The organism is Pseudomonas sp. CH61 (genome assembly GCF_059429415.1).
In genome coordinates this window covers 1,037,393-1,058,560 of the sequence record NZ_CM182098.1, presented here as the reverse complement: position 1 = coordinate 1,058,560, position 21,168 = coordinate 1,037,393, and the positions used below count along the sequence as shown (strand labels likewise).

Sequence of the window (21,168 nt, the reverse complement as noted above, 5' to 3'; positions counted from 1 at the left end):
AGCTATCGCGAGCAGGCTCACTCCTACAGGGGATCTGGGGTGTTCAAACATTTTGTGTCTGAACACAAATCCCTGTAGGAGTGAGCCTGCTCGCGATAGCGGTTATTCAATCAACGCAGATTCAAGCAGCCACCCCCGCATCCGCCTTCAACTCCAACGCCTCCACCGCCCTGATCGCCACCTGCTCATCAATATCCGACAGATCGCCGCTGATGCCGATCGCGCCCAGCACGTTCCCCGCCTGATCCCGAATCAACACACCACCCGGTGCCGGCACGACGCTGCCCTGGCCCATGCTGTTGAGTGCGGCAATAAACGCCGGGCGTTGTTGCGCGTCGAGTGCCAGCAGGCGTGAGCCCTTGCCTAGGGCGATCGCGCCCCAGGCTTTGCCGATGGCGATGTTCGGGCGCAGCAGGCTGGCGCCATCTTCACGTTGCAGGGTGATCAGGTGGCCGCCGGTATCGAGTACCGCGATGGTCAGCGGCGCGGCGTTGATGCCGCGCCCTGCGTTGATGGCTTCGTTGACCAGGTTGACTGCGACTTTCAAGGTTAAAGCGCTCATGGTGCCGTCCTCATTTTGTTATAGGGAAAGTCGTGGGACTGCGCTTTTCTGCCGCAGGCCGATGCAACAAATAGAACACAATGAGTTATTTTTTTGTATACAATAATTATCGAAAAGCGCCACATGCGACGAAAAGCCACAGTCAGACAGGCTTCCGACGAATGAAACAGGCGCTTGAGAAAATGGATTGACCTGCGCCGTCCGCCGTGAATACACTCTGCGCAAAGCCACTTGTATACAATTACAAAACGTAAAGAGGCACAAAACCATGAGCAAAATGAGAGCAATCGAAGCCGCCGTTCTGGTGATGCGCCGTGAAGGGGTTGATACCGCTTTTGGCATCCCGGGCGCTGCCATCAACCCGCTGTACTCCGCCTTGCAGAAGGTCGGTGGCATCGATCACGTCCTTGCTCGCCACGTTGAAGGCGCCTCGCACATGGCCGAGGGCTACACCCGCACCAAGGCCGGCAACATCGGCGTGTGCATCGGCACTTCCGGCCCTGCCGGTACCGACATGGTCACCGGGCTCTACAGCGCCTCGGCCGACTCGATTCCAATCCTCTGCATCACCGGCCAGGCACCCCGCGCCCGTATGCACAAGGAAGACTTCCAGGCGGTCGACATCACCAGCATCGTCAAGCCAGTGACCAAGTGGGCGACCACTGTTCTGGAGCCGGGCCAAGTGCCTTACGCGTTCCAGAAAGCGTTCTTTGAAATGCGCTCCGGCCGTCCAGGCCCGGTGCTGATCGACCTGCCGTTCGACGTGCAGATGGCCGAGATCGAATTCGACATCGACGCCTACCAGCCGCTGCCATTGGCCAAGCCGACCGCGACCCGCGTGCAGGTCGAGAAGGCTCTGGCGCTGCTCGATCAGGCCGAGCGTCCACTGCTGGTGGCCGGCGGCGGCATCATCAACGCCGACGCCAGCGATCTGCTGGTTGAATTCGCTGAGCTGACCGGCATTCCGGTGATCCCGACCCTGATGGGCTGGGGCACTATCCCGGACGATCACCCGCTGATGGTCGGCATGGTTGGCCTGCAGACTTCGCACCGTTACGGCAACGCGACGATGCTGAAATCCGACGTGGTGTTGGGCATCGGTAACCGTTGGGCCAACCGCCACACCGGTTCGGTTGACGTTTACACCGAAGGCCGCAAATTCATTCACGTCGACATCGAAGGCACGCAGATCGGTCGTGTGTTCACCCCGGATCTGGGCATCGTTTCCGACGCCGCTGCAGCACTGACCGTGTTCATCGAAGTGGCGCGTGAATGGCAAGCCGCCGGCAAGCTGAAAAACCGTAGTGCCTGGCTGCAAGACTGCCAGCAGCGCAAAGCCAGCCTGCACCGCAAGACCCACTTCGACAACGTGCCGGTAAAACCACAGCGCGTTTACGAAGAAATGAACCAGGTGTTCGGCAAGGACACCTGCTACGTCAGCACCATTGGTCTGTCGCAGATTGCCGGCGCGCAGTTCCTGCACGTCTACAAGCCGCGTCACTGGATCAACTGTGGTCAGGCCGGCCCGTTGGGCTGGACCATTCCGGCAGCGCTGGGCGTGGTGAAGGCCGATCCGAACCGCAAAGTCGTGGCCCTGTCGGGGGACTATGACTTCCAGTTCATGATCGAAGAACTGGCGGTCGGCGCTCAGTTCAAACTGCCGTACATCCACGTCGTGGTGAACAACTCGTACCTGGGTCTGATCCGTCAGGCCCAGCGCGGGTTCGAAATGGACTACTGCGTGCAGCTGTCCTTCGATAACCTCAACGCGCCGGAACTCAACGGTTACGGTGTTGACCACGTCGCAGTGGCTGAAGGCCTCGGCTGTAAAGCGCTGCGTGTGTTCGAACCCTCGGAAATCGCCCCTGCCCTGCGCAAGGCCGAACAGATGATCGAAGAGTTCAAAGTGCCGGTGATCGTCGAGATCATTCTGGAGCGTGTGACCAACATCTCCATGGGTACCGAGATCAACGCCGTCAACGAATTCGAAGACCTGGCGCTGGTCGGCAACGATGCGCCAACGGCGATTTCGCTGCTTGATTGATTGCTGACTGCTGATCGTTCCCACGCTCTGCGTGGGAATGCAGCCCGGGACGCTCTGCGTCCCAAAGCGGACGCAGAGCGTCCATTGAGGCATTCCCACGCAGAGCGTGGGAACGAGAATCTAGAACGGGAGACCACCATGCCGCGTTTCGCAGCCAACCTGTCCATGCTGTTCACCGAACAGGATTTCCTTGCCCGTTTCGACGCCGCCGCCAAGGCCGGTTTCAGCGGTGTCGAGTACCTGTTCCCGTACGATTTCAGCTCTGCCGAAATCAAGGCCAAGCTCGACGCCAACGGTCTGACCCAAGTGCTGTTCAACCTGCCGGCCGGTGACTGGGCCAAGGGCGAACGCGGTATCGCGTGTCTGCCGGATCGGGTCGAAGAGTTCCGCGCCGGTGTCGATCTGGCCATCGCTTACGCACAAGTGCTGGGCAACACCCAGATCAACTGCCTGGCCGGTATTCGTCCGCAAGGCGTTGACGATGCCACCGTGGAAAAGACCTTCGTCGCCAACCTGAAATACGCCGCCGACAAGCTGCAGGCAGCGGGCATCAAACTGGTGATGGAAGCGATCAACACCCGTGACATCCCGGGTTTCTACCTGAACAACACGGCGCAAGCCCTGTCGATTCGCGAGCAGGTCGGCAGTGCCAACCTGTTCCTGCAATACGACATCTATCACATGCAAATCATGGAAGGCGATCTGGCCCGCACCCTGCAATCGCACCTTGGCGAGATCAACCATGTGCAGCTCGCGGACAACCCGGGCCGTAACGAACCAGGCACCGGTGAAATCAACTACCGCTTCCTGTTCGAACACCTCGATCGCATCGGTTATCAGGGTTGGGTGGGTTGCGAATACAAGCCGCTGACCACCACCGAGGCTGGACTCGGCTGGCTGAAAACCCACAACGCAATCTAAAGAACACTGCAAAAACCCTGTGGGAGCGAGCCTGCTCGCGAAGAGGCCGGCACATTCACCATCAGTGGCGCCTGGCATATCGCATTCGCGAGCAGGCTCGCTCCCACATAAAAGCAGCTCCCTTTTTGCTTGAAGCAGCAATAAAAACAAGAGGATTTTCTCATGGCTAAAATCGGATTTATCGGCACCGGCATCATGGGCCACCCAATGGCTTCGAACCTGCAGAAAGCCGGTCACAGCCTGTTCCTGTCGGCGCACCACGACGCCGCCCCGGCCGACCTGGTAGCCGCTGGCGCCGTCGCCCTGGCCAACCCGCGCGAAGTCGCGCAGGAAGCTGAATTCATCATCGTCATGGTCCCGGATACCCCACAGGTCGACGACGTGCTGTTCCGCGCCGACGGCGTTGCCGCCGGCCTGAGCAAAGGCAAAATCGTCATCGACATGAGCTCGATCTCGCCGACCGCGACCAAGGCGTTCGCAGCGAAGATCAACGAGAAAGGCGCGCAATACCTCGATGCCCCGGTTTCCGGCGGTGAAGTCGGCGCCAAAGCCGCGACCCTGAGCATCATGATCGGTGGCGACGCCGATGCCTTCGAACGCGCTCTGCCGCTGTTCCAGGCCATGGGCAAGAACATCACCCTGGTCGGTGGCAATGGCGACGGTCAAACCGCCAAAGTCGCCAACCAGATCATCGTCGCCCTGAACATTCAGGCCGTTGCTGAAGCCCTGCTGTTCGCTTCGAAAAACGGTGCCGATCCAGCCAAGGTGCGTGAAGCACTGATGGGCGGTTTCGCCTCCTCGAAGATCCTTGAAGTGCACGGCGAGCGCATGATCAAAGGCACTTTCGATCCAGGCTTCCGCATCAGCCTGCACCAGAAGGACCTGAACCTGGCCCTGCAAGGCGCCAAAGAGCTGAACATCAACCTGCCGAACACCGCCAACGCCCAACAAGTGTTCAGCACCTGCGCAGCGATCGGTGGCAGCAACTGGGACCACTCGGCGCTGATCAAAGGTCTGGAACACATGGCCAACTTCTCGATTCGCGACAACAAATAAGCCCTGCACCAAACCCTGTGGGAGCGAGCCTGCTCGCGAAAGCGGTTGCACATTCAACATCCATGTTGGCTGACACACCGCCTTCGCGAGCAGGCTCGCTCCCACAAGGGTTCCGAGTTGCCCTTTCGAATAACAAGAATTCCGGGAGCCCGCCATGTCGGTCGATCCGCAACAACTGCTGCGCGAGCTGTTTGCCACAGCCATCGACGCGGCCCATCCGCACCAAGTCCTCGAAGCCCATTTGCCCGCCGACCGCAGCGGCCGGGTGATCGTCATCGGTGCCGGCAAAGCCGCTGCCGCGATGGCGCAAGTGGTCGAGCGCAGCTGGCAAGGTGAAGTGTCTGGCCTGGTGGTGACCCGTTACGGTCACGGCGCCCGGTGCGAAAAAATCGAAGTGGTCGAAGCCGCGCATCCCGTCCCGGACGCTGCCGGTCTGGCCGTGGCCAAACGCGTGCTCGAACTGGTCAGCAACCTGACTGAAGACGACCGCGTAATCTTCCTGCTCTCCGGTGGCGGCTCTGCCCTGCTGGCCCTGCCGGCCGAAGGCATCACCCTCGCCGACAAACAATCGATCAACAAAGCCCTGCTGAAATCCGGCGCAACCATCGGCGAGATGAACTGCGTGCGCAAGCACCTCTCGGCGATCAAGGGCGGACGACTGGGCAAGGCCTGCTGGCCCGCCACTGTTTATACCTACGCGATTTCCGATGTACCGGGCGACCTCGCCACGGTCATCGCTTCCGGCCCGACCGTGGCCGACCCAAGCACTTCCGCTGAGGCGCTGGCAATCATCAAGCGCTACGGCATCGACATTCCGGCGTCGGTGCGCAACTGGCTGCAAAGCCCTGAGTCGGAAACCGTCAAACCCGGTGATCCGTCCCTGGCGCGCAGCCACTTCCAGTTGATCGCCCGTCCTCAGCAATCGCTGGACGCTGCGGCGGTGAAATGCCGTCAGGCCGGGTTCAGCACGCTGATCCTCGGCGACCTCGAAGGTGAATCGCGCGAAGTGGCGAAAGTCCACGCCGGTATCGCCCGCCAGATCATCAACCACGGTCAGCCACTGGCAGCGCCGTGCGTGATTTTGTCCGGCGGCGAAACCACCGTGACCGTGCGCGGCAATGGCCGTGGCGGACGCAACGCCGAATTCCTTCTGAGCCTGACCGAAAATCTCAAAGGCCAGCCCGGCGTCTATGCCCTGGCGGGTGACACCGACGGCATCGACGGCTCGGAAGACAACGCCGGCGCGATCATGACCCCGGACAGCTACGCCCGCGCCGCCGCCCTCGGTTTGAGCGCCAGCGACGAGCTGGATAACAACAACGGCTACGGCTATTTCGCGGTGCTCGACGCGCTGATCGTCACCGAGCCGACCCGCACCAACGTCAACGACTTCCGCGCCATTCTGATCCTTGAGAGCTGCAAATCATGACGCCTGATAAAAAGGTCAAAATCCTCGCCACCCTCGGGCCTGCCGTCGATGGCATCGAAGACATCCGTGAACTGGTCGAGGCCGGGGTGAATATCTTCCGCCTGAACTTCAGCCACGGCGATCACGCCGACCACGCCAAGCGCTATCAGTGGATCCGCGAAGTCGAGCACCAGCTCAACTATCCGCTGGGCATTCTGATGGACTTGCAGGGGCCGAAACTGCGCGTCGGCAAGTTCGCTGACAGCAAGGTGCAACTGCACCGCGGTCAGGCCTTCCGCCTGGATCTGGACGCGACACCGGGCGATGAGCGCCGGGTGAATCTGCCGCATCCGGAAATCATTGCCGCGCTGGAAGCGGGCATGGATCTGCTCCTCGACGACGGCAAACTGCGTCTGCGCGTGGTCACCAAGTACGACGATGCGATCGACACCACCGTGCTCAATGGCGGCGAACTGTCGGACCGCAAAGGCGTCAACGTGCCGCAAGCGGTGCTCGACCTCAGCCCGCTGACCGCCAAGGATCGCCGCGACCTGAGCTTCGGTCTGGAGCTGGGTGTGGACTGGGTCGCGCTGTCGTTTGTACAGCGTCCGCAAGACATCATCGAAGCCCGCGCACTGATCGGCGACAAAGCCTTTTTGATGGCGAAAATCGAGAAGCCTTCGGCGGTTGAACAACTGCGTGAAATCGCTGAACTGAGCGACGCGATCATGGTGGCGCGTGGCGACCTCGGCGTCGAAGTGCCAGCCGAGAGCGTGCCGCAGATTCAGAAAAACATCATCACCACCTGCCGCGAACTGGGCAAACCGGTGGTGGTGGCGACGCAGATGCTGGAATCGATGCGCTTCTCCCCTGCCCCGACCCGCGCCGAGGTGACCGACGTTGCCAACGCCGTGGCCGAAGGCGCCGATGCGGTGATGCTGTCGGCAGAAACTGCCTCCGGTGAGTACCCGCTGGAAGCCGTGCAGATGATGAGCAAAATCATTCGTCAGGTGGAAAACGGCCCGGATTATCAGACTCAGCTCGACGTCAGTCGGCCGAAAGCTGAAGCGACCGTTTCCGATGCGATCAGTTGCGCGATCCGTCGCATCAGCAACGTGCTGCCGGTGGCGGTGCTGGTCAACTACAGCGAGTCCGGTGCATCGAGTCTGCGTGCGGCGCGGGAACGGCCGAAAGCGCCGATCCTCAACCTGACACCGAACCTGCAAACCGCGCGGCGTTTGAGCGTGGCGTGGGGGATCCACTCGGTGGTTAACGATCGCCTGCGTCAGGTTGATGAGGTTTGCTCGACCGCGCTGGAAATCGCCCAGGCGCAGGGTATGGCCGAGCGTGGTGACACGCTGCTGATTACTGCGGGTGTGCCGTTCGGGCAGCCCGGATCGACTAACTCGCTGCGGATCGAAACATTGATCTAACCGCCTACCATGATCGTTCCCACGCTCTGCGTGGGAATGCGGCCCGGGACGCTCTGCGTCCCAAGAGCAGACGCAGAGCGTCCTTTGAGGCATTCCCACGCAGAGCGTGGGAACGATCAGTACCGAATGACTTGCCATGCCTGCCAATCATTTCAACACCCACTGCCCCGACTGGGCCGAGGCTTTGCTCAACGGTTTCAGTCAAATATTCCTCCAGCGCCATCCGCTGTGCGGCCTGCTGTGTCTGTTGGCGATCCTGCTGACCGCACCGGTGCTGTTCGCCGGTGCGCTGCTCGGTGCCGTCGCCGGATTGCTCACCGCGCAACGGCGCAACTACGCCAAGGCTGATCGCCAGGCTGGGTTGTTCAGCTACAACGGCATCTTGCTCGGCTTGCTGCTGAGCCTGTATTTCCCCTGGTCACCCTTGTTGCCGCCGCTGATTCTCGCAGCCGGCGGACTGAGCGCGATGGCCACGCAACAATGGCTCAAACATGTGTACCGCAGCCGCTCGATTCCGGCCTACACCTCGCCGTTCGTGGCGCTGAGCTGGATCCTGCTGTTGTTCGCCGAACCGTCGGCGCCGATGGCACACATCGAGATGAACACGCTGAACCTGCTCGCCGCTGAACTGCGCGGTCTGGGCCAGGTAATGTTTCTGGGTCATCCACTGGCCGGCGCGTTGATCGCCATCGGTCTGTTGATCGCTGATCGCCGGGCGTTTTGCTGGGCAATGCTCGCCTCGGCAATCGGCCTCGGCTCCAGCCTGCTGCATCACGAAAGCGGCTCCGCTTTGCTCGGTCTCGGCAGCTATAACGCCGTGCTCGCCGCCCTTGCCTTCTCCGCGCAACGCCAACAACCGTGGCTGCCACTGCTCGGCATCGTGCTGGCGCTGCTGGTCACGCCACTGTTTGACGCAGTCGGCCTCGCTACTTTGACCGCGCCGTTCATCCTCGCGGGCTGGCTGATCCGCGCCGGGATTCAGATGCTCGGCAAAGCCGTCGTCGAGCGTGCGCCTTGCGCTCACGGGGAGAATCAACCTAGGCTGCGCTGATCTTCGATTCAGGCGTTATCCATGGACAGCAGCAACAGTTGGCGCGAACGGCTTTACGTGATGATTTTCCAGAGCGACACCCGCGCCGGGCGTCGCTTCGACGGCATCCTGCTGTTGATCATCCTCGCCAGTCTGGTGATCGTGATGCTCGACAGCATCGACAGCATTCACCAGAACTACGCGAACGTGCTGGCCTACATCGAGTGGGGCTTCACGATCATCTTTCTCGGCGAGTACATCCTGCGTCTGTATTGCTCACCGAAGCCGTTACGTTATGCCTTCAGCTTTTACGGGCTGGTGGATTTGCTGGCGATCGTGCCCGGCATCCTCGCCCTGTATTACAGCGATGCGCAGTACCTGCTGATCATCCGGATCATCCGCATGTTGCGGATTTTCCGCGTGCTCAAGCTCAGCCCGTATCTCAAACAAGCCAATTACTTGATGTCGGCGCTGCGTGGCAGCAAGCAGAAAATCGTCGTGTTTCTGGTCAGCGTCTGCACCCTGGTGACGGTGTTCGGCACCTTGATGTATGTGATCGAAGGCCCGGAACACGGCTTCACCAGCATTCCCAAAGGCATCTATTGGGCGATCGTCACGTTGACCACCGTGGGCTTCGGCGACATCGTGCCGAAGACGCCGCTGGGCCAGGTGATTTCGTCGCTGGTGATGATCACCGGTTACTCGATCATCGCCGTGCCGACCGGGATTTTCACCGCCGAGCTGGCCAACGCCATGCGCGGCGAACAGCTGCAACACGACTGCCCGGTGTGCAAGAAAAACAGCCATGAACACGGCGCGGCGTTTTGCTCGCGATGTGGCAATGCGTTGTTCAAGAAATTGGAATAAGCACAGAGCTTTTTAATCTTTAAACGACTATGCGCGCCCCGTTATAGTCAGTGGCAATTGAACATCACCCCCTGCTCCTACACAGATAAAACAAGGAATGCGCAGTGAAAAAACTCTTTGGCGCCTCACTTCTCGCCGCCGGCCTGGCCTTGGCCAACATCGCTCAGGCAGCCCCGACGCTGCTTAACGTTTCCTACGACGTGATGCGCGATTTCTACAAGGACTACAACACTGCGTTCCAGAAACACTGGCAAGCCGAGCACAACGAAAACATCACCGTGCAGATGTCCTTCGGTGGCTCTAGCAAGCAAGCGCGCTCGGTGATCGATGGCCTGCCGGCTGACGTCATCACCATGAACATGGCCACCGACATCAACGCCCTCGCCGACAACGGCAAACTGGTCCCGGACAACTGGGTTACGCGTCTGCCGAACAACAGCGCGCCATTCACCTCGGCCACCGTATTCATCGTGCGCAAAGGCAACCCGAAAGCCCTGAAAGACTGGCCGGACCTGCTCAAGGACGGCGTGCAAGTGATCGTGCCAAACCCGAAAACTTCGGGTAACGGCCGCTACACCTACCTTTCGGCCTGGGGTTATGTGCTGAAGAATGGTGGCGACGAAAACAAGGCCAAGGACTTCGTCGGCAAACTGTTCAAGCAAGCGCCGGTGCTCGATACCGGTGGCCGAGCAGCGACCACCACGTTCATGACCAACCAGATCGGCGACGTGCTGGTGACCTTCGAAAACGAAGCGGAAATGATTGCCCGCGAGTTTGGTCGTGATCAGTTTGAAGTGATCTATCCGAGCGTTTCTGCTGAAGCTGAGCCGCCGGTGTCCGTGGTCGATAAAGTCGTCGACAAGAAAGGCTCGCGTGCGGCGGCTGATGAATATCTGAAGTACCTGTGGTCACCGGAAGGTCAGGAGATTGCGGCGGCGAACTACCTGCGTCCGCGTGATCCGGCGGTGCTGGCGAAGTACACCGATCGCTTCCCGAAAGTTGATTTCTTGTCGGTTGAGAAGACCTTTGGTGACTGGCGTACGGTGCAGAAGACTCACTTTAATGATGGTGGGGTTTTCGATCAGATTTATAGCGGGCAGTAAGGTTTAAGCAGGTATGAAAGGGCGACCTACTAAGGTCGCCTTTTTTTGTGGCCGCTTTACCCTCACCCCAGCCCTCTCCCAGAGGGAGAGGGGGCCGACCGAGGTGTCTCGGGTCAAACATCGACCTGAAAGATTGCATCGATTATGGATTCACTAAAGCACGTTCAAGTCAGCGTACCTCTGAAGCATCCCCCAATCAGTCCCCTCTCCCTCCGGGAGAGGGCTAGGGTGAGGGGCTTTTACATCGGCGGAGTGACGCCATCCTTCCCCGCAGAAATCGATTGCGCCGTCAGCGTGCCATCCGCACTCTGCGTGACGAACGTAACGATCTTCACCCCAACCTTCAGCAAGCTCCGATCCCCCGGCACCAAATTCACAATCGGCACATCCTCCGGCACCAGTATCTTCTGCTGCCCACCCTTGTAGTTCACCGTCAGCACCCGCCCGTTGCTCACCACCAGATCGCCGACACTGCCATTGGTCATGCTGCTGCCCTTGGCCAGATCGAACGGTCGATGCCCGTCACCACTGCCCGCCAGTTCCGGCGGGAACACATGCACTTCCAGCGCCTTGAGCGTGCCATCCTCCTGCGGTATCGCCGCCGAACCGATGTAGCTGCCGGGTTTGATGTCTTCGATATTGGCCAGGGTGACCGCGCGGACCTTGGTGTCGCCGGTCAACTGGATCACCACGTTCTCGCCGCTGTTGACGTGGACTTTCAAGGTCTCGGCGCTGACCCCGGTGATCTCGCCGCGCACGCCGAGGCGCATCCCCGGTGCGTCGGCGGCCTGCACGCTCATCGCGCCGAGCAGGCTAGTCAGGACAATCGTTGCGATAAGACGAAGCTTCATTGCAATCCTCCGGTCATGAATGTTGAACAAGCCAATACAAACATAAGCACGCTATCGAACAGGATGTAAGTGAATGTATCATCGACCCCCAACGGTCGGACGCAAGGTCTGCCGATGGATGACAAACCGATAGCACCCGGTCATTCCGCAACGGAATAACTGATATCAACCGAAGGTGCCTTCTGCCCATCGGGTTTGTCCCATAGCCTCACCGCATTCCCTTTCGCTGGATCGAGAAACCTTATGACCACAACCACTCACGCAATGACCCGAGGCATGGTGCTGCTGTTCGCCTTCTGCTGCGGCGCCATCGTTGCCAACATCTACTACGCACAGCCGATCATCGGTCTGATCGCGCCGGACATCGGTCTCTCCGACACCATGGCCAGCTTCATCGTCTCGCTGACGCAGATCGGTTATGCGCTGGGCCTGTTCTTCCTGGTGCCGTTGGGCGATCTGCTGGAGAACCGCCGATTGATGATCATCACCACGGTAGTGGCGATTGCCAGTCTGTTGGCGGCGGCGTTTACCGATCAGCCCAATGTGTTCCTGCTGATTTCGTTGCTGGTGGGCTTCAGTTCGGTATCGGTGCAGATCCTGATTCCACTGGCCGCGCATCTGGCGCCGGAAGAGTCTCGCGGTCGTGTGGTCGGCGGGATCATGGGCGGTTTATTGCTGGGTATTCTGTTGGCCCGACCGGTGTCGAGCGTGGTCGCTGACCATCTCGGCTGGCGCGCGATGTTCATGATTGCCGCCGCACTGATGGCGGCGATCAGCGTGGTGCTGGCGCTGACCGTGCCCAAGCGGCAGCCTGATCACAGCGCTACTTATGGCCAATTGATCGGCTCACTGTGGACATTGCTGCGCCAACAACCGGTATTGCGCCAACGCGCGTTTTATCAGGGCTGCATGTTCGCCACGTTCAGCCTGTTCTGGACGGCGGTGCCGCTGGAACTGGCGCGCAACCATGGTCTGTCGCAAAGCGAAATCGCCATCTTCGCCCTGGTCGGCGCCATCGGTGCCATCGCCGCGCCGATCAGCGGACGTCTGGCTGACGCCGGCCACACCCGCATCGCCTCGCTGCTGGCGATGCTGTTCGCCAGCCTGAGCTTCCTGCCCGCCTTCATCCACCCGGCTTACAGCGTCATCGGCCTGGCCGTGACCGGCGTGGTGCTCGACTTCTGCGTACAGATGAACATGGTCCTCGGCCAGCGCGCGGTCTACTCGCTGGACGCAAAAAGCCGTGGCCGGCTGAACGCGCTGTACATGACCAGCATCTTCATCGGCGGCGCCTTCGGCTCGTCGGTGGCCAGTGCGGTGTATGAGCATGGCGGCTGGTTGTGGATCGTGATTGTGGGGAGTGTGTTTCCGCTGTTGGCATTGTTGCGGTTTTTGAGTGTTTCGCAGCGTGGTTCATTGGCAGCGGCGTAAGGCGTCAAAAACTTCGCGAGCAGGCTCGCTCCCACAGGCTATTCACTGAGCCTGGGGGAGCGAGGAAGCTTAATAACGAACCAGTTTCTCCATCGCCGCATCCGCCAGAAAGGAGGAGCGGCTTTTGACGTTGTGCTCGCGCACATAACGATCGATTCGCTGAATCACATAACCGGGCAGCGTTACGTTGACCTTTTCGGTTTTGCCGAGATAGGGCGAAATGTCCAGCTCAAGCATGCCCCAGCCCATCTCGGCAAAGTCCGGATTACTGCGATGAGCGGATGCCGAAGTCGGCATAGGAATCGACTCCCCGTCCGCCGCAATCTCCTGCAGCATGATGTGGGCGACTTCGACCGCCGCCTTGTAGGCATCTTCAAAGCTATCCCCTGCAGTAACGGCGCCGGGAATATCGGGGATCTGAATACCGATGGCGGTATTTTCGTCACCCCATTCGATGCAGATTGGATATTGCATTACGGATCTCCTTCATAACTGGCTGGCGGGTTGTACAACCCGGCACGCCTCCTGATGCTTTTGACCGTCCCCAACGGCAAATCCTTTTTCGGATGAGGAACGGGAATCGTGTAAGGGTTGTAACGGTGCCTGAAAATGTGATGACTGCCAGTGACCCGATCCAGCGTCCAGCCCGCCTCCTCCAACTCCTTGATCAATTGCCTGCTCTGCACCAACCGCCTCCTTGCCTGGGCCTCATAAAAATAACTCTAGAGTTACCTTTGCTCAAGCACAGAAATTCTGGAAGCGACGCCCGGTTGTTTTACAGAGTGTGATTGAAACGCTAGACCCTGAGCTTTGCGCAGCATTTCCTTGAGCAATTTCCGTGCGACCCCAACAGGCACACAGCAAAACGGCGATCCAAAGATCGCCGTTTCATTCACTGCCCGAACTGCTTACCCAACCCCGGCGGCACGCCGTGGATGTTGGTGTCTTCCCACGGGCCGTTCGGGCTGACGGACCGGCTCCAGCCGTTGTTCCAGCGGTAGTAGGTACGCTGGCGGTAGAAGGTGTTGGTCTGGTCGTCGAGGACGTAGACGCCGAGTTTCTGATCCCAGTGGCTGTTGCCGCCCGGTGGCGGTGCGAAGCTGGCCGAGGTGCGCGGAACTGGTTTGGCTGGTTTCGCCGGGATGCTTTTTCCCGGTGTTGGTGAGGTCGATGGGGTCGGGCTTGGTTGCGACGGCGGAATCGGCGGCAGGTTGGTGGTCGGTTCCGGTCGTTGCACCGCACATGCACTCAAGCCCAGGGCCAGTGTGAGGACTGTGATTCGGGCGATGGTGTGCATGGCGGTGCTTTCCTGTTGTGTCCGGCTATTGGTCCGGGCTGTCGATGGTCAGTTTTTGGAGCGCAGTGGTGCTGCTGGCCAGAGGGCCGCTGCGACCGACCCACTCACCAGCGGTCGGTTGACCTGCCCGTGAGATGCGCGCAACCAGTTGGACTTCAGGGAAGTTCGACAGTTTCAACTGCGGCATCATTGCATCGGCATCGCCCAGTTCGACAGTCACTGGCAGATCGGCCACGGTCAGGCGCTTGGCTGCCAGCGGTGCCGGTGGGCCGGAGGTGGCGCGAGCGAAGATGAACACGCTGTCGCCCGGTTGCACTTTGCTTCTGAGTTCGCTGGCCAGATCGACGCTGACTTTCAACAGCGCGGCTTTCGCGGCTACCGGTGCCTGAGCGACTTTGCCGCCGCTGGCTTCCAGGCGTTCGGCGGCACGCTTGATCCCGCCTTGCAGTGCGGCGCGGGAGTTGTCCTCCGGCGGTAGTTGAGCGAGCAGACGGTTCCAGTAATCGATGGCTTCTTGATAACGCTCGCCTTCAAACGCAGCGATGCCGAGCAGACCGAGGCTGGTGACTTCTTTCGGATCCGCCTTCAGTGCTTCGTCGGTCAGCGTCTGAATCTTCGCCGACCACTTTTTGCCATCCGCAAAATACTGCGCCTGGGCCCACTGGCCGAGCAGTTCCGGCTGGCGACCGGCCAGATTGGCGGCGCGTTCGAACATCTTCGCCGCGTCCGCCGGACGCTCTTGCGCCATGTAGGTACGGCCGAGGAAATACAGGCCTTCGGCAGAATCCGGTTGCGCCGCGACGGCGCGTTCCAGACGTTGGGTCATTTCTTCCATCGACTGCGGTGCCTGGGCGAATTCGCGGGTCAGTTCGACTTTGTCGGCAGCGCCGAAATGCAGATACAGACCCAGGCCCAACACCGGCACCAGCACAGCGGCCAACAGCGGCAACGGTTTACCCAGTCGGGAAACCCGTGGCGCGCTGACGCCTTCGGTATCCGCCAGCAACTCACGCGCCGCCTCGGCACGACCACTGTCCATTTGTGCAGCGTCGAGCACGCCCTCAGCCTGTTGCAATTGCAACTCGGCGACACGCTCCTGATACAGCGCAACGTTCAGGGCAGTACGATCCTCTTCACGCTGGGCGCGACGTTCACGCAAAATCGGGATCAGCAGAAAACTCAGGGCGACCAGAAGCAACAGCCCTGCGGCAAGCCAGAAATCAATCATTCTTGGTTTTTATCCAACAGTTGGTCGAGGCGCTGACGCTCTTCGGTGGACAGCGCTTGCGGAGTCTCGGCGCGCTGGCCGCGACGACGGCGGACGATCACCGCGATCACCACAACACCACCGAGCAACAGACCGGCCGGGCCGAACCACAGCAACGCCGTTTTGGCATTGAGCGCCGGTTTGTAGCGGACGAAATCACCGTAGCGATCGACCATGAAGTCGATGATCTGCTGGTTGTCCTTACCCTCACCGAGCATGCGGAAAATCTCTTTGCGCAGGTCAGCAGCAATCGGCGCGTTGGAGTCGGCGATGTCCTGGTTCTGGCACTTGGGGCAGCGCAGTTCCTTGGTCAGTTCGCGGAAACGCTCACGGTCGCCTTCTTTGGCGAACTCGTAGGTGTCGATGGCGGCATGGGCCACACCGACCAGACTCAAGCCCAACACCACAGCGGCTAAAAAACGCTTCATGGCTTGGCCTCATCGAACAGCGCCTGATACTTGGCAGCGAGTTTTTCGCGCCAGACCTGCTCGTCGATCACGCCGACATACTTGTCGCGGATGATGCCCTTGGCGTCGATGAAGAAGGTTTCCGGCGCGCCGTAAACCCCGAGGTTGAGGCCCAGCGAGCCTTCGTCGTCACGAATATCCAGCGCATACGGATTGTGGAATTCGGCCAGCCATTTCAAGGCATCGGCGTTGGTGTCCTTGTAGTTGATGCCGTAGATCACCACACCGCGCTCGGCGAGTTTGTTCAGCACCGGATGCTCGACCCGGCAGGAAATGCACCAGGTGCCCCAGACGTTGACCAGCGCCGGTTTGCCGAGGATGTCAGCCTTGGTCAGGCTCTTGTCGCCCTGCACATTGGGCAAGGAAAACTCCGGGAACGGCTTGTTGATCATCGCCGACGGCAACTCCGCCGGATCGAGGTACAGACCGCGATAAAGAAACACCGCCACCAGCAGGAAAACCGCCAGTGGCACCAGCATCAACCAACGTCTCATGCCGCCGCTCCCGTCATGCCCAGCGCTTCACGCACCTTGGCTTTCACCTTGACCCGATAACGTCGATCCAGCGCCGCCAGCAATCCACCAAAACCAGTGAGCAAGCCGCCGAACCAGATCCAGCGCACGAACGGTTTGACGTGCACGCGCACCGCCCACGCGCCGTTGTCCAGCGGTTCACCGAGGGCAACGTAGAGGTCACGGGTGAAACCAGCGTCGATACCGGCTTCAGTCATCATCGAGCTTTGCACGGTGTACAGGCGTTTTTCCGGGTGCAGTACGCTGATTTCCTTGCCGTCGCGGATCACCCGAATGGTGCCTTTGTCAGACGTGAAGTTCGGCCCTTCAAAGTGCTTGGCGCCTTCAAAGATGAAGTGATAACCGGCCAGGTCCATCGACTCGCCCGGCGCCAGACGCAGATCGCGTTCGGCACTGTTCTGGCTCGACAAGACCACGCCCAGCGCGCAAACAGCAATTCCGAGGTGGGCGATCTGCATGCCCCAATAGCTGCGGGTCAACGTCGGCAGGCCTTTGATCAGGCCTTTGTGACGGGTCTTGTCGACGATGTCGCGCGCACCGGCGAGCAACACCCACGCGGCCAGCAGGAAAGTCGCGATCACCGCCCAGTTGAAATCGCCGTAAGCGACACCGGCCACCACGGCCAGCGCGACGCTGCCAAGCAGCACTGGCGTGAGCATGCCGGCCAGCCATTTCACCGGGGTGTCTTTCCAACGGACGATAACACCGACCGCCATCACCATCATCAGCAACGCCATCAACGGAATGAACAGCGCGTTGAAGTACGGCGGGCCGACCGACATCTTCGCGCCACTCAGGGCATCGAGAATCAGCGGGTACAGCGTGCCGAGCAGAATCATCGACGCCGCCACCACCAGCACCAGGTTGTTGCCCAGCAGCAGGGTTTCCCGCGACCACAGGTTGAAGCCGACCTGACTTTTCACGACCGGTGCACGCAGGGCGAACAACGTCAGCGAGCCACCGACCACAAACAGCAGAAAGATCAGAATGAACACGCCGCGCTCAGGATCAGAGGCAAACGCGTGCACCGAAGTCAGTACGCCGGAGCGCACGAGGAACGTACCGAGCAGGCTCAGCGAGAACGCGGCAATCGCCAGCAACACCGTCCAGCTCTTGAACACGCCACGTTTTTCCGTGACTGCCAGCGAGTGAATCAGCGCGGTGCCGACCAGCCAAGGCATGAAGGAAGCGTTTTCCACCGGGTCCCAGAACCACCAGCCGCCCCAGCCGAGTTCGTAGTACGCCCACCACGAACCAAGGGTGATGCCGATGCCGAGGAAGGCCCAGGCGACGATCGTCCATGGACGCGACCAGCGCGCCCACGCAGCATCGAGGCGACCGCCCATCAACGCGGCAATGGCGAAGGCGAACGCCACCGAAAAGCCGACGTAGCCCATGTACAACATCGGCGGGTGAACGATCAGGCCGATGTCTTGCAACAACGGGTTCAAGTCGGCGCCATTGCTCGGTATTTGCGGCAGGATGCGTTTGAACGGGTTGGACGTGAGGATCAGAAACAGCAGGAAACCGGTGCTGATCATGCCCATCACCGCCAGCACGCGGGCGAGCATCACCTGCGGCAACTGCCGGGAGAACACCGACACCGCGAAGGTCCAGCCACCGAGAATCAGCGCCCACAGCAGCAACGACCCTTCGTGGGCACCCCACACCGCGCTGAATTTGTAATACCACGGCAACGCGGTGTTGGAGTTGTTCGCGACATAGGCGACGGAGAAGTCATCGGTCATGAACGCGTAGGTCAAAATGCCGAACGCGAACAGCAGAAAAGCAAACTGCCCCCACGCCGCTGGCTGGGCCAGACTCATCCAGAAACGGTCGCCGCGCCAGGCACCGACCAATGGCACCACGGCCTGCACCAGCGCAAAACACAGCGCCAGAATCATCGCCAGGTGGCCCAACTCAGGAATAAAAATCGCCGAGGTCATCGATCAACCCTCCTTCGCAGGCGTTGGGGCGGATTGACCACTGTCTTTCAAGGCTTTGGTCACTTCCGGCGGCATGTACTTCTCGTCGTGCTTGGCCAGCACCTCATCGGCCACCACCACGCCGTCAGCGTTGAGCTTGCCGAGGGCGACGATGCCCTGCCCTTCGCGGAACAGATCCGGGAGGATGCCGCGATAGGCGATGGTCACGGATTTATTGAAGTCGGTGACGACGAATTTGACGTCGAGGGAATCCGGCGAGCGTTGCAGCGAACCCTTCTCGACCATGCCGCCGGCGCGGATGCGCGTGTCTTGCGGCGCCTCGCCATTGGCGATCTGGGTCGGTGTGTAGAACAGATTGATGTTCTGCTGCAGGGCGCTGAGGGCCAGGCCGACGGCAGCGCCGACCCCGACCAGAATGGCCAGAATGATGATCAGACGTTTCTTGCGCAGCGGATTCACTTGCCGTTCTCCCGGCGCAGACGACGCGCCTCTTGTTGCAGATAGCGCTTGCGGGCCGCGATCGGCGCCACCACGTTGAGGATCAGCACCGCCAGACAGATGCCGTAGGCCGACCAGACATACAGGCCATGATGGCCCATGGCGAGGAAGTCGCCGAATGAAGCAAAACTCATCGAGCGGCCTCCAGACTGTGCTGCACTTCTTCTTTCACCCAACTGGCGCGGGCTTCACGCTTGAGCACTTCAAGACGCATGCGCAGCAACAGCACGGCGCCGAAGAAACAGTAGAAACCCAGCACCGTCAGCAGCAGTGGCAGCCACATTTCCGCCGGCATCGCGGGTTTTTCGGTGAGGGTGAAGGTCGCGCCCTGGTGGAGAGTGTTCCACCACTCCACCGAGTATTTGATGATCGGGATGTTGATCACACCAACGATGGCCAGCACCGCGCAGGCCTTGGCGGCGCTGTCGCGGTTGCTGATGGCATTGCCCAGCGCGATCACACCGAAATACAGAAACAGCAGAATCAGCATCGAGGTCAGGCGCGCGTCCCAGACCCACCACGAGCCCCAGGTCGGTTTGCCCCAGATCGCCCCGGTGACCAGCGCTACAGCGGTCATCCACGCGCCAATCGGAGCGGCGCATTGCAGAGCGACGTCGGCCAGTTTCATCTTCCACACCAGCCCGACCACACCGCACACCGCCAGCATCACGTAGATCGACTGAGCGAGCATCGCGGCAGGCACGTGAATATAGATGATGCGAAAGCTGTTGCCTTGCTGATAATCCGGCGGCGCGAAGGCCAGGCCCCAAACCACGCCGACGCCAATCAGCAGCAACGCTGCGATGCTCAGCCAGGGCAAGAACTTGCTGCTGATGCCGTAGAACCACTTGGGCGAGCCGAGCTTGTGAAACCAGGTCCAGTTCATACTGTTTCCATCACGGGTGCCGCTCATCGGTGTGAGCAGTCTCAGGGTCTTTGCTGGTTAAATTTTAACCAGACCTCATTATTCGCCGACGCTGATCTTCAGGCCAGCAGCTATTGCAAAAGGTGTCAGGGTGATCGCCAGGGCGGTCAGGCTACCCAGCCACAGCAGATACCCGGTCGCCGGCATGCCTTGCAAGGCGGCCTGCAAGGCGCCACTGCCGAGGATCAACACCGGGATGTACAACGGCAGAATCAGCAGCGCCAGCAACAGGCCGCCACGCTTCAAACCGACCGTCAGCGCCGCGCCCACCGCGCCGAGCAAGCTCAGCACCGGTGTTCCCAGCAGTAACGAAAGCAGCAAAACCGGCAGACAGGCGGTAGGCAAACCGAGCATCAACGCCAGCAGCGGTGAGAGCAGAACCAGTGCCAGACCGGAGAAAAGCCAGTGTGCCAGTACCTTGGCCAAGACCAGAAGTGGCAGCGGGTGCGACGAAAGGACCCACTGCTCCAGCGAGCCATCTTCGAAATCACTGCGGAACAGCCCGTCCAACGAGAGCAGGACCGACAAAAGCGCCGCCACCCAGACTAACCCGGGGGACAGGTTTTGCAACACCTGAGTTTCCGGGCCGACGGCCAGCGGGAACAAAGCGATGACGATGGCGAAGAAAATCAGCGGATTGGCCAGCTCCGCCGGGCGGCGAAACAGCAGTCGGGATTCACGGGCAACCAGCAGGCCAAACACACTCATACTGCCCAGTTCCCCAGATCGATGTCGCGATAACCGGCCGGCATCCGGCTCAGCGTGTGGTGCGTGGTCAACACCACCAGACCGCCGCGTTCGCAGTGCCCGGCCAGGTGTTCTTCGAGCTGCGCTACGCCCTGCTTGTCCAGCGCGGTAAACGGCTCATCGAGAATCCACAGCGGCGGGCTGTCGAGATACAACCTCGCCAGCGCCACACGGCGTTGCTGACCGGCGGACAGACTATGGCAGGGAACATCTTCGAAACCGCGCAATCCTACAGCTGCCAGCGCTTGCCAGATGGCCTCGCGTTCGGCGGGATGATGCAAGGCGCAGAGCCAGGAGAGGTTTTCTTCCGGGGTCAGCAAATCCTTGATCCCGGCGGCGTGGCCGATCCACAGCAGGTTGCGGGCGAGTTCGCTGCGTTGTTCGGTCAGCGGCTGGCCATTGAGCAGGACTTGCCCGGCGGTCGGCTGCATCAAACCGGACAACAGGCGTAAAAGGCTGGTTTTACCGCTGCCGTTGGGGCCGCTGATCTGCACCATATCGCCACTGGCCAGTCTCAATTCGAGATTTTCGAAGAGCAGCCGCAGATCACGTTCACACGCGAGGGCAACGGTTTGCAGGACAGGACTGGTCAAGGGATCACGGGCCTTATACGGTTCAAGTCGGCTCTGGCGCGGCCGTTAAAGAGATGCAGCATAGATGCATTGACGGCTCGATCTAGAGAGCTGGGTCAAACAATTGCTATGTTTTTTGAACGAAGCGCAAGACGGGCGGCATTATACATGCCGTGCCTTACTCTCAAGAGTGCATTTTCCTCAGGTTGT

23 protein-coding genes are annotated in these 21,168 nt (G+C 60.3%); 9 read left to right on the top strand and 14 right to left on the bottom strand.

Features of this window, described 5'->3' with window-relative positions:
• Window positions 1-121: 121 nt before the first annotated feature.
• Window positions 122-562 (bottom strand): GlcG/HbpS family heme-binding protein, encoded by a 441-nt coding sequence (locus AC5SEM_RS04805; protein ID WP_141130012.1) that lies wholly within the window; start codon window positions 560-562, stop codon window positions 122-124.
• Between the two features lie 268 nt (window positions 563-830).
• On the opposite strand from AC5SEM_RS04805, the gene gcl reads away from it, so the two are divergent.
• From gcl to AC5SEM_RS04765, 8 genes are all read left to right on the top strand, one after another.
• Complete coding sequence (gene gcl, locus AC5SEM_RS04800; RefSeq protein ID WP_008083509.1) at window positions 831-2,606, top strand: glyoxylate carboligase; 1,776 nt, start codon at window positions 831-833, stop codon at window positions 2,604-2,606.
• A gap of 138 nt (window positions 2,607-2,744) precedes the next feature.
• On the top strand, window positions 2,745-3,527 hold the full coding sequence (hyi, locus tag AC5SEM_RS04795; protein WP_077571696.1) for a hydroxypyruvate isomerase: 783 nt from the start codon (window positions 2,745-2,747) through the stop codon (window positions 3,525-3,527).
• Window positions 3,528-3,689: 162 nt separating this feature from the next.
• Window positions 3,690-4,583 carry a 2-hydroxy-3-oxopropionate reductase gene (locus AC5SEM_RS04790; protein ID WP_007919937.1) on the top strand — a complete coding sequence of 298 codons (894 nt, stop codon included), beginning with the start codon at window positions 3,690-3,692 and terminating at the stop codon, window positions 4,581-4,583.
• A 154-nt stretch (window positions 4,584-4,737) separates the two neighbouring features.
• Entirely contained in the window at window positions 4,738-6,012 is a 1,275-nt protein-coding gene (locus AC5SEM_RS04785) for a glycerate kinase type-2 family protein (RefSeq protein WP_495472285.1), read from the top strand.
• Window positions 6,009-7,424 carry a pyruvate kinase gene (gene pyk, locus AC5SEM_RS04780; RefSeq protein ID WP_495472284.1) on the top strand — a complete coding sequence of 472 codons (1,416 nt, stop codon included), beginning with the start codon at window positions 6,009-6,011 and terminating at the stop codon, window positions 7,422-7,424. Before AC5SEM_RS04785 ends, pyk begins: the two co-directional genes overlap by 4 nt.
• 136 nt (window positions 7,425-7,560) lie before the next feature.
• Window positions 7,561-8,475 (top strand): urea transporter, encoded by a 915-nt coding sequence (locus AC5SEM_RS04775; protein WP_495472283.1) that lies wholly within the window; start codon window positions 7,561-7,563, stop codon window positions 8,473-8,475.
• Between the two features lie 21 nt (window positions 8,476-8,496).
• A complete protein-coding gene (locus AC5SEM_RS04770; RefSeq protein WP_038363916.1) occupies window positions 8,497-9,321 on the top strand; it encodes an ion transporter in 825 nt (274 codons plus the stop codon).
• 104 nt (window positions 9,322-9,425) lie between these two features.
• A complete protein-coding gene (locus tag AC5SEM_RS04765; RefSeq protein WP_016771033.1) occupies window positions 9,426-10,424 on the top strand; it encodes a sulfate ABC transporter substrate-binding protein in 999 nt (332 codons plus the stop codon).
• A gap of 239 nt (window positions 10,425-10,663) precedes the next feature.
• On the opposite strand, the gene AC5SEM_RS04760 is transcribed toward AC5SEM_RS04765, so the two are convergent.
• Window positions 10,664-11,275, bottom strand: a complete 612-nt coding sequence (locus tag AC5SEM_RS04760; protein ID WP_495472282.1) for a hypothetical protein — start codon at window positions 11,273-11,275, stop codon at window positions 10,664-10,666.
• Between the two features lie 243 nt (window positions 11,276-11,518).
• Between AC5SEM_RS04760 and AC5SEM_RS04755 the strand changes: the two genes are divergently transcribed.
• Window positions 11,519-12,706 (top strand): MFS transporter, encoded by a 1,188-nt coding sequence (locus AC5SEM_RS04755; RefSeq protein ID WP_495472281.1) that lies wholly within the window; start codon window positions 11,519-11,521, stop codon window positions 12,704-12,706.
• Window positions 12,707-12,775: 69 nt separating this feature from the next.
• Here the strand turns inward: AC5SEM_RS04755 and AC5SEM_RS04750 are convergent, their stop codons facing one another.
• From AC5SEM_RS04750 to ccmA, 12 genes are all read right to left on the bottom strand, one after another.
• Window positions 12,776-13,180, bottom strand: a complete 405-nt coding sequence (locus tag AC5SEM_RS04750; protein WP_077571690.1) for a type II toxin-antitoxin system HicB family antitoxin — start codon at window positions 13,178-13,180, stop codon at window positions 12,776-12,778.
• Window positions 13,180-13,392 carry a type II toxin-antitoxin system HicA family toxin gene (locus AC5SEM_RS04745; protein WP_077571689.1) on the bottom strand — a complete coding sequence of 71 codons (213 nt, stop codon included), beginning with the start codon at window positions 13,390-13,392 and terminating at the stop codon, window positions 13,180-13,182. The genes AC5SEM_RS04750 and AC5SEM_RS04745 overlap by 1 nt, the downstream gene beginning before the upstream one ends.
• A 206-nt stretch (window positions 13,393-13,598) precedes the next feature.
• On the bottom strand, window positions 13,599-14,003 hold the full coding sequence (locus tag AC5SEM_RS04740) for a hypothetical protein (protein ID WP_016987493.1): 405 nt from the start codon (window positions 14,001-14,003) through the stop codon (window positions 13,599-13,601).
• Between the two features lie 25 nt (window positions 14,004-14,028).
• A complete protein-coding gene (ccmI, locus tag AC5SEM_RS04735; RefSeq protein ID WP_495472280.1) occupies window positions 14,029-15,231 on the bottom strand; it encodes a c-type cytochrome biogenesis protein CcmI in 1,203 nt (400 codons plus the stop codon).
• On the bottom strand, window positions 15,228-15,698 hold the full coding sequence (locus AC5SEM_RS04730) for a cytochrome c-type biogenesis protein (protein WP_137219128.1): 471 nt from the start codon (window positions 15,696-15,698) through the stop codon (window positions 15,228-15,230). The genes ccmI and AC5SEM_RS04730 overlap by 4 nt, the downstream gene beginning before the upstream one ends.
• Window positions 15,695-16,231 (bottom strand): DsbE family thiol:disulfide interchange protein, encoded by a 537-nt coding sequence (locus tag AC5SEM_RS04725; protein ID WP_495472279.1) that lies wholly within the window; start codon window positions 16,229-16,231, stop codon window positions 15,695-15,697. The genes AC5SEM_RS04730 and AC5SEM_RS04725 overlap by 4 nt, the downstream gene beginning before the upstream one ends.
• Window positions 16,228-18,216 carry a heme lyase CcmF/NrfE family subunit gene (locus AC5SEM_RS04720; protein WP_495472278.1) on the bottom strand — a complete coding sequence of 663 codons (1,989 nt, stop codon included), beginning with the start codon at window positions 18,214-18,216 and terminating at the stop codon, window positions 16,228-16,230. The genes AC5SEM_RS04725 and AC5SEM_RS04720 overlap by 4 nt, the downstream gene beginning before the upstream one ends.
• A 3-nt stretch (window positions 18,217-18,219) precedes the next feature.
• Window positions 18,220-18,675, bottom strand: coding sequence for a cytochrome c maturation protein CcmE (ccmE, locus tag AC5SEM_RS04715; RefSeq protein WP_034151526.1), 456 nt, complete (start codon window positions 18,673-18,675; stop codon window positions 18,220-18,222).
• Complete coding sequence (gene ccmD, locus AC5SEM_RS04710; protein ID WP_003222944.1) at window positions 18,672-18,848, bottom strand: heme exporter protein CcmD; 177 nt, start codon at window positions 18,846-18,848, stop codon at window positions 18,672-18,674. Before ccmD ends, ccmE begins: the two co-directional genes overlap by 4 nt.
• Window positions 18,845-19,600, bottom strand: a complete 756-nt coding sequence (locus AC5SEM_RS04705) for a heme ABC transporter permease (RefSeq protein ID WP_016987487.1) — start codon at window positions 19,598-19,600, stop codon at window positions 18,845-18,847. Before AC5SEM_RS04705 ends, ccmD begins: the two co-directional genes overlap by 4 nt.
• A gap of 78 nt (window positions 19,601-19,678) precedes the next feature.
• Window positions 19,679-20,347, bottom strand: coding sequence for a heme exporter protein CcmB (gene ccmB / locus AC5SEM_RS04700; RefSeq protein ID WP_103306830.1), 669 nt, complete (start codon window positions 20,345-20,347; stop codon window positions 19,679-19,681).
• Complete coding sequence (ccmA, locus tag AC5SEM_RS04695; protein WP_016987486.1) at window positions 20,344-20,979, bottom strand: cytochrome c biogenesis heme-transporting ATPase CcmA; 636 nt, start codon at window positions 20,977-20,979, stop codon at window positions 20,344-20,346. Before ccmA ends, ccmB begins: the two co-directional genes overlap by 4 nt.
• Between the last annotated feature and the right edge of the window lie 189 nt (window positions 20,980-21,168).

Coding starts and splice junctions, on each gene's coding strand:
- AC5SEM_RS04805 (WP_141130012.1), bottom strand. CDS start 562: ATGAGCGCTTTAACCTTGAAAGTCGCAGTCAACCTGGTCAACGAAGCC.
- gcl (WP_008083509.1), top strand. CDS start 831: ATGAGCAAAATGAGAGCAATCGAAGCCGCCGTTCTGGTGATGCGCCGT.
- hyi (WP_077571696.1), top strand. CDS start 2,745: ATGCCGCGTTTCGCAGCCAACCTGTCCATGCTGTTCACCGAACAGGAT.
- AC5SEM_RS04790 (WP_007919937.1), top strand. CDS start 3,690: ATGGCTAAAATCGGATTTATCGGCACCGGCATCATGGGCCACCCAATG.
- AC5SEM_RS04785 (WP_495472285.1), top strand. CDS start 4,738: ATGTCGGTCGATCCGCAACAACTGCTGCGCGAGCTGTTTGCCACAGCC.
- pyk (WP_495472284.1), top strand. CDS start 6,009: ATGACGCCTGATAAAAAGGTCAAAATCCTCGCCACCCTCGGGCCTGCC.
- AC5SEM_RS04775 (WP_495472283.1), top strand. CDS start 7,561: ATGCCTGCCAATCATTTCAACACCCACTGCCCCGACTGGGCCGAGGCT.
- AC5SEM_RS04770 (WP_038363916.1), top strand. CDS start 8,497: ATGGACAGCAGCAACAGTTGGCGCGAACGGCTTTACGTGATGATTTTC.
- AC5SEM_RS04760 (WP_495472282.1), bottom strand. CDS start 11,275: ATGAAGCTTCGTCTTATCGCAACGATTGTCCTGACTAGCCTGCTCGGC.
- AC5SEM_RS04755 (WP_495472281.1), top strand. CDS start 11,519: ATGACCACAACCACTCACGCAATGACCCGAGGCATGGTGCTGCTGTTC.
- AC5SEM_RS04750 (WP_077571690.1), bottom strand. CDS start 13,180: ATGCAATATCCAATCTGCATCGAATGGGGTGACGAAAATACCGCCATC.
- AC5SEM_RS04740 (WP_016987493.1), bottom strand. CDS start 14,003: ATGCACACCATCGCCCGAATCACAGTCCTCACACTGGCCCTGGGCTTG.
- ccmI (WP_495472280.1), bottom strand. CDS start 15,231: ATGATTGATTTCTGGCTTGCCGCAGGGCTGTTGCTTCTGGTCGCCCTG.
- AC5SEM_RS04730 (WP_137219128.1), bottom strand. CDS start 15,698: ATGAAGCGTTTTTTAGCCGCTGTGGTGTTGGGCTTGAGTCTGGTCGGT.
- AC5SEM_RS04725 (WP_495472279.1), bottom strand. CDS start 16,231: ATGAGACGTTGGTTGATGCTGGTGCCACTGGCGGTTTTCCTGCTGGTG.
- AC5SEM_RS04720 (WP_495472278.1), bottom strand. CDS start 18,216: ATGACCTCGGCGATTTTTATTCCTGAGTTGGGCCACCTGGCGATGATT.
- ccmD (WP_003222944.1), bottom strand. CDS start 18,848: ATGAGTTTTGCTTCATTCGGCGACTTCCTCGCCATGGGCCATCATGGC.
- AC5SEM_RS04705 (WP_016987487.1), bottom strand. CDS start 19,600: ATGAACTGGACCTGGTTTCACAAGCTCGGCTCGCCCAAGTGGTTCTAC.
- ccmB (WP_103306830.1), bottom strand. CDS start 20,347: ATGAGTGTGTTTGGCCTGCTGGTTGCCCGTGAATCCCGACTGCTGTTT.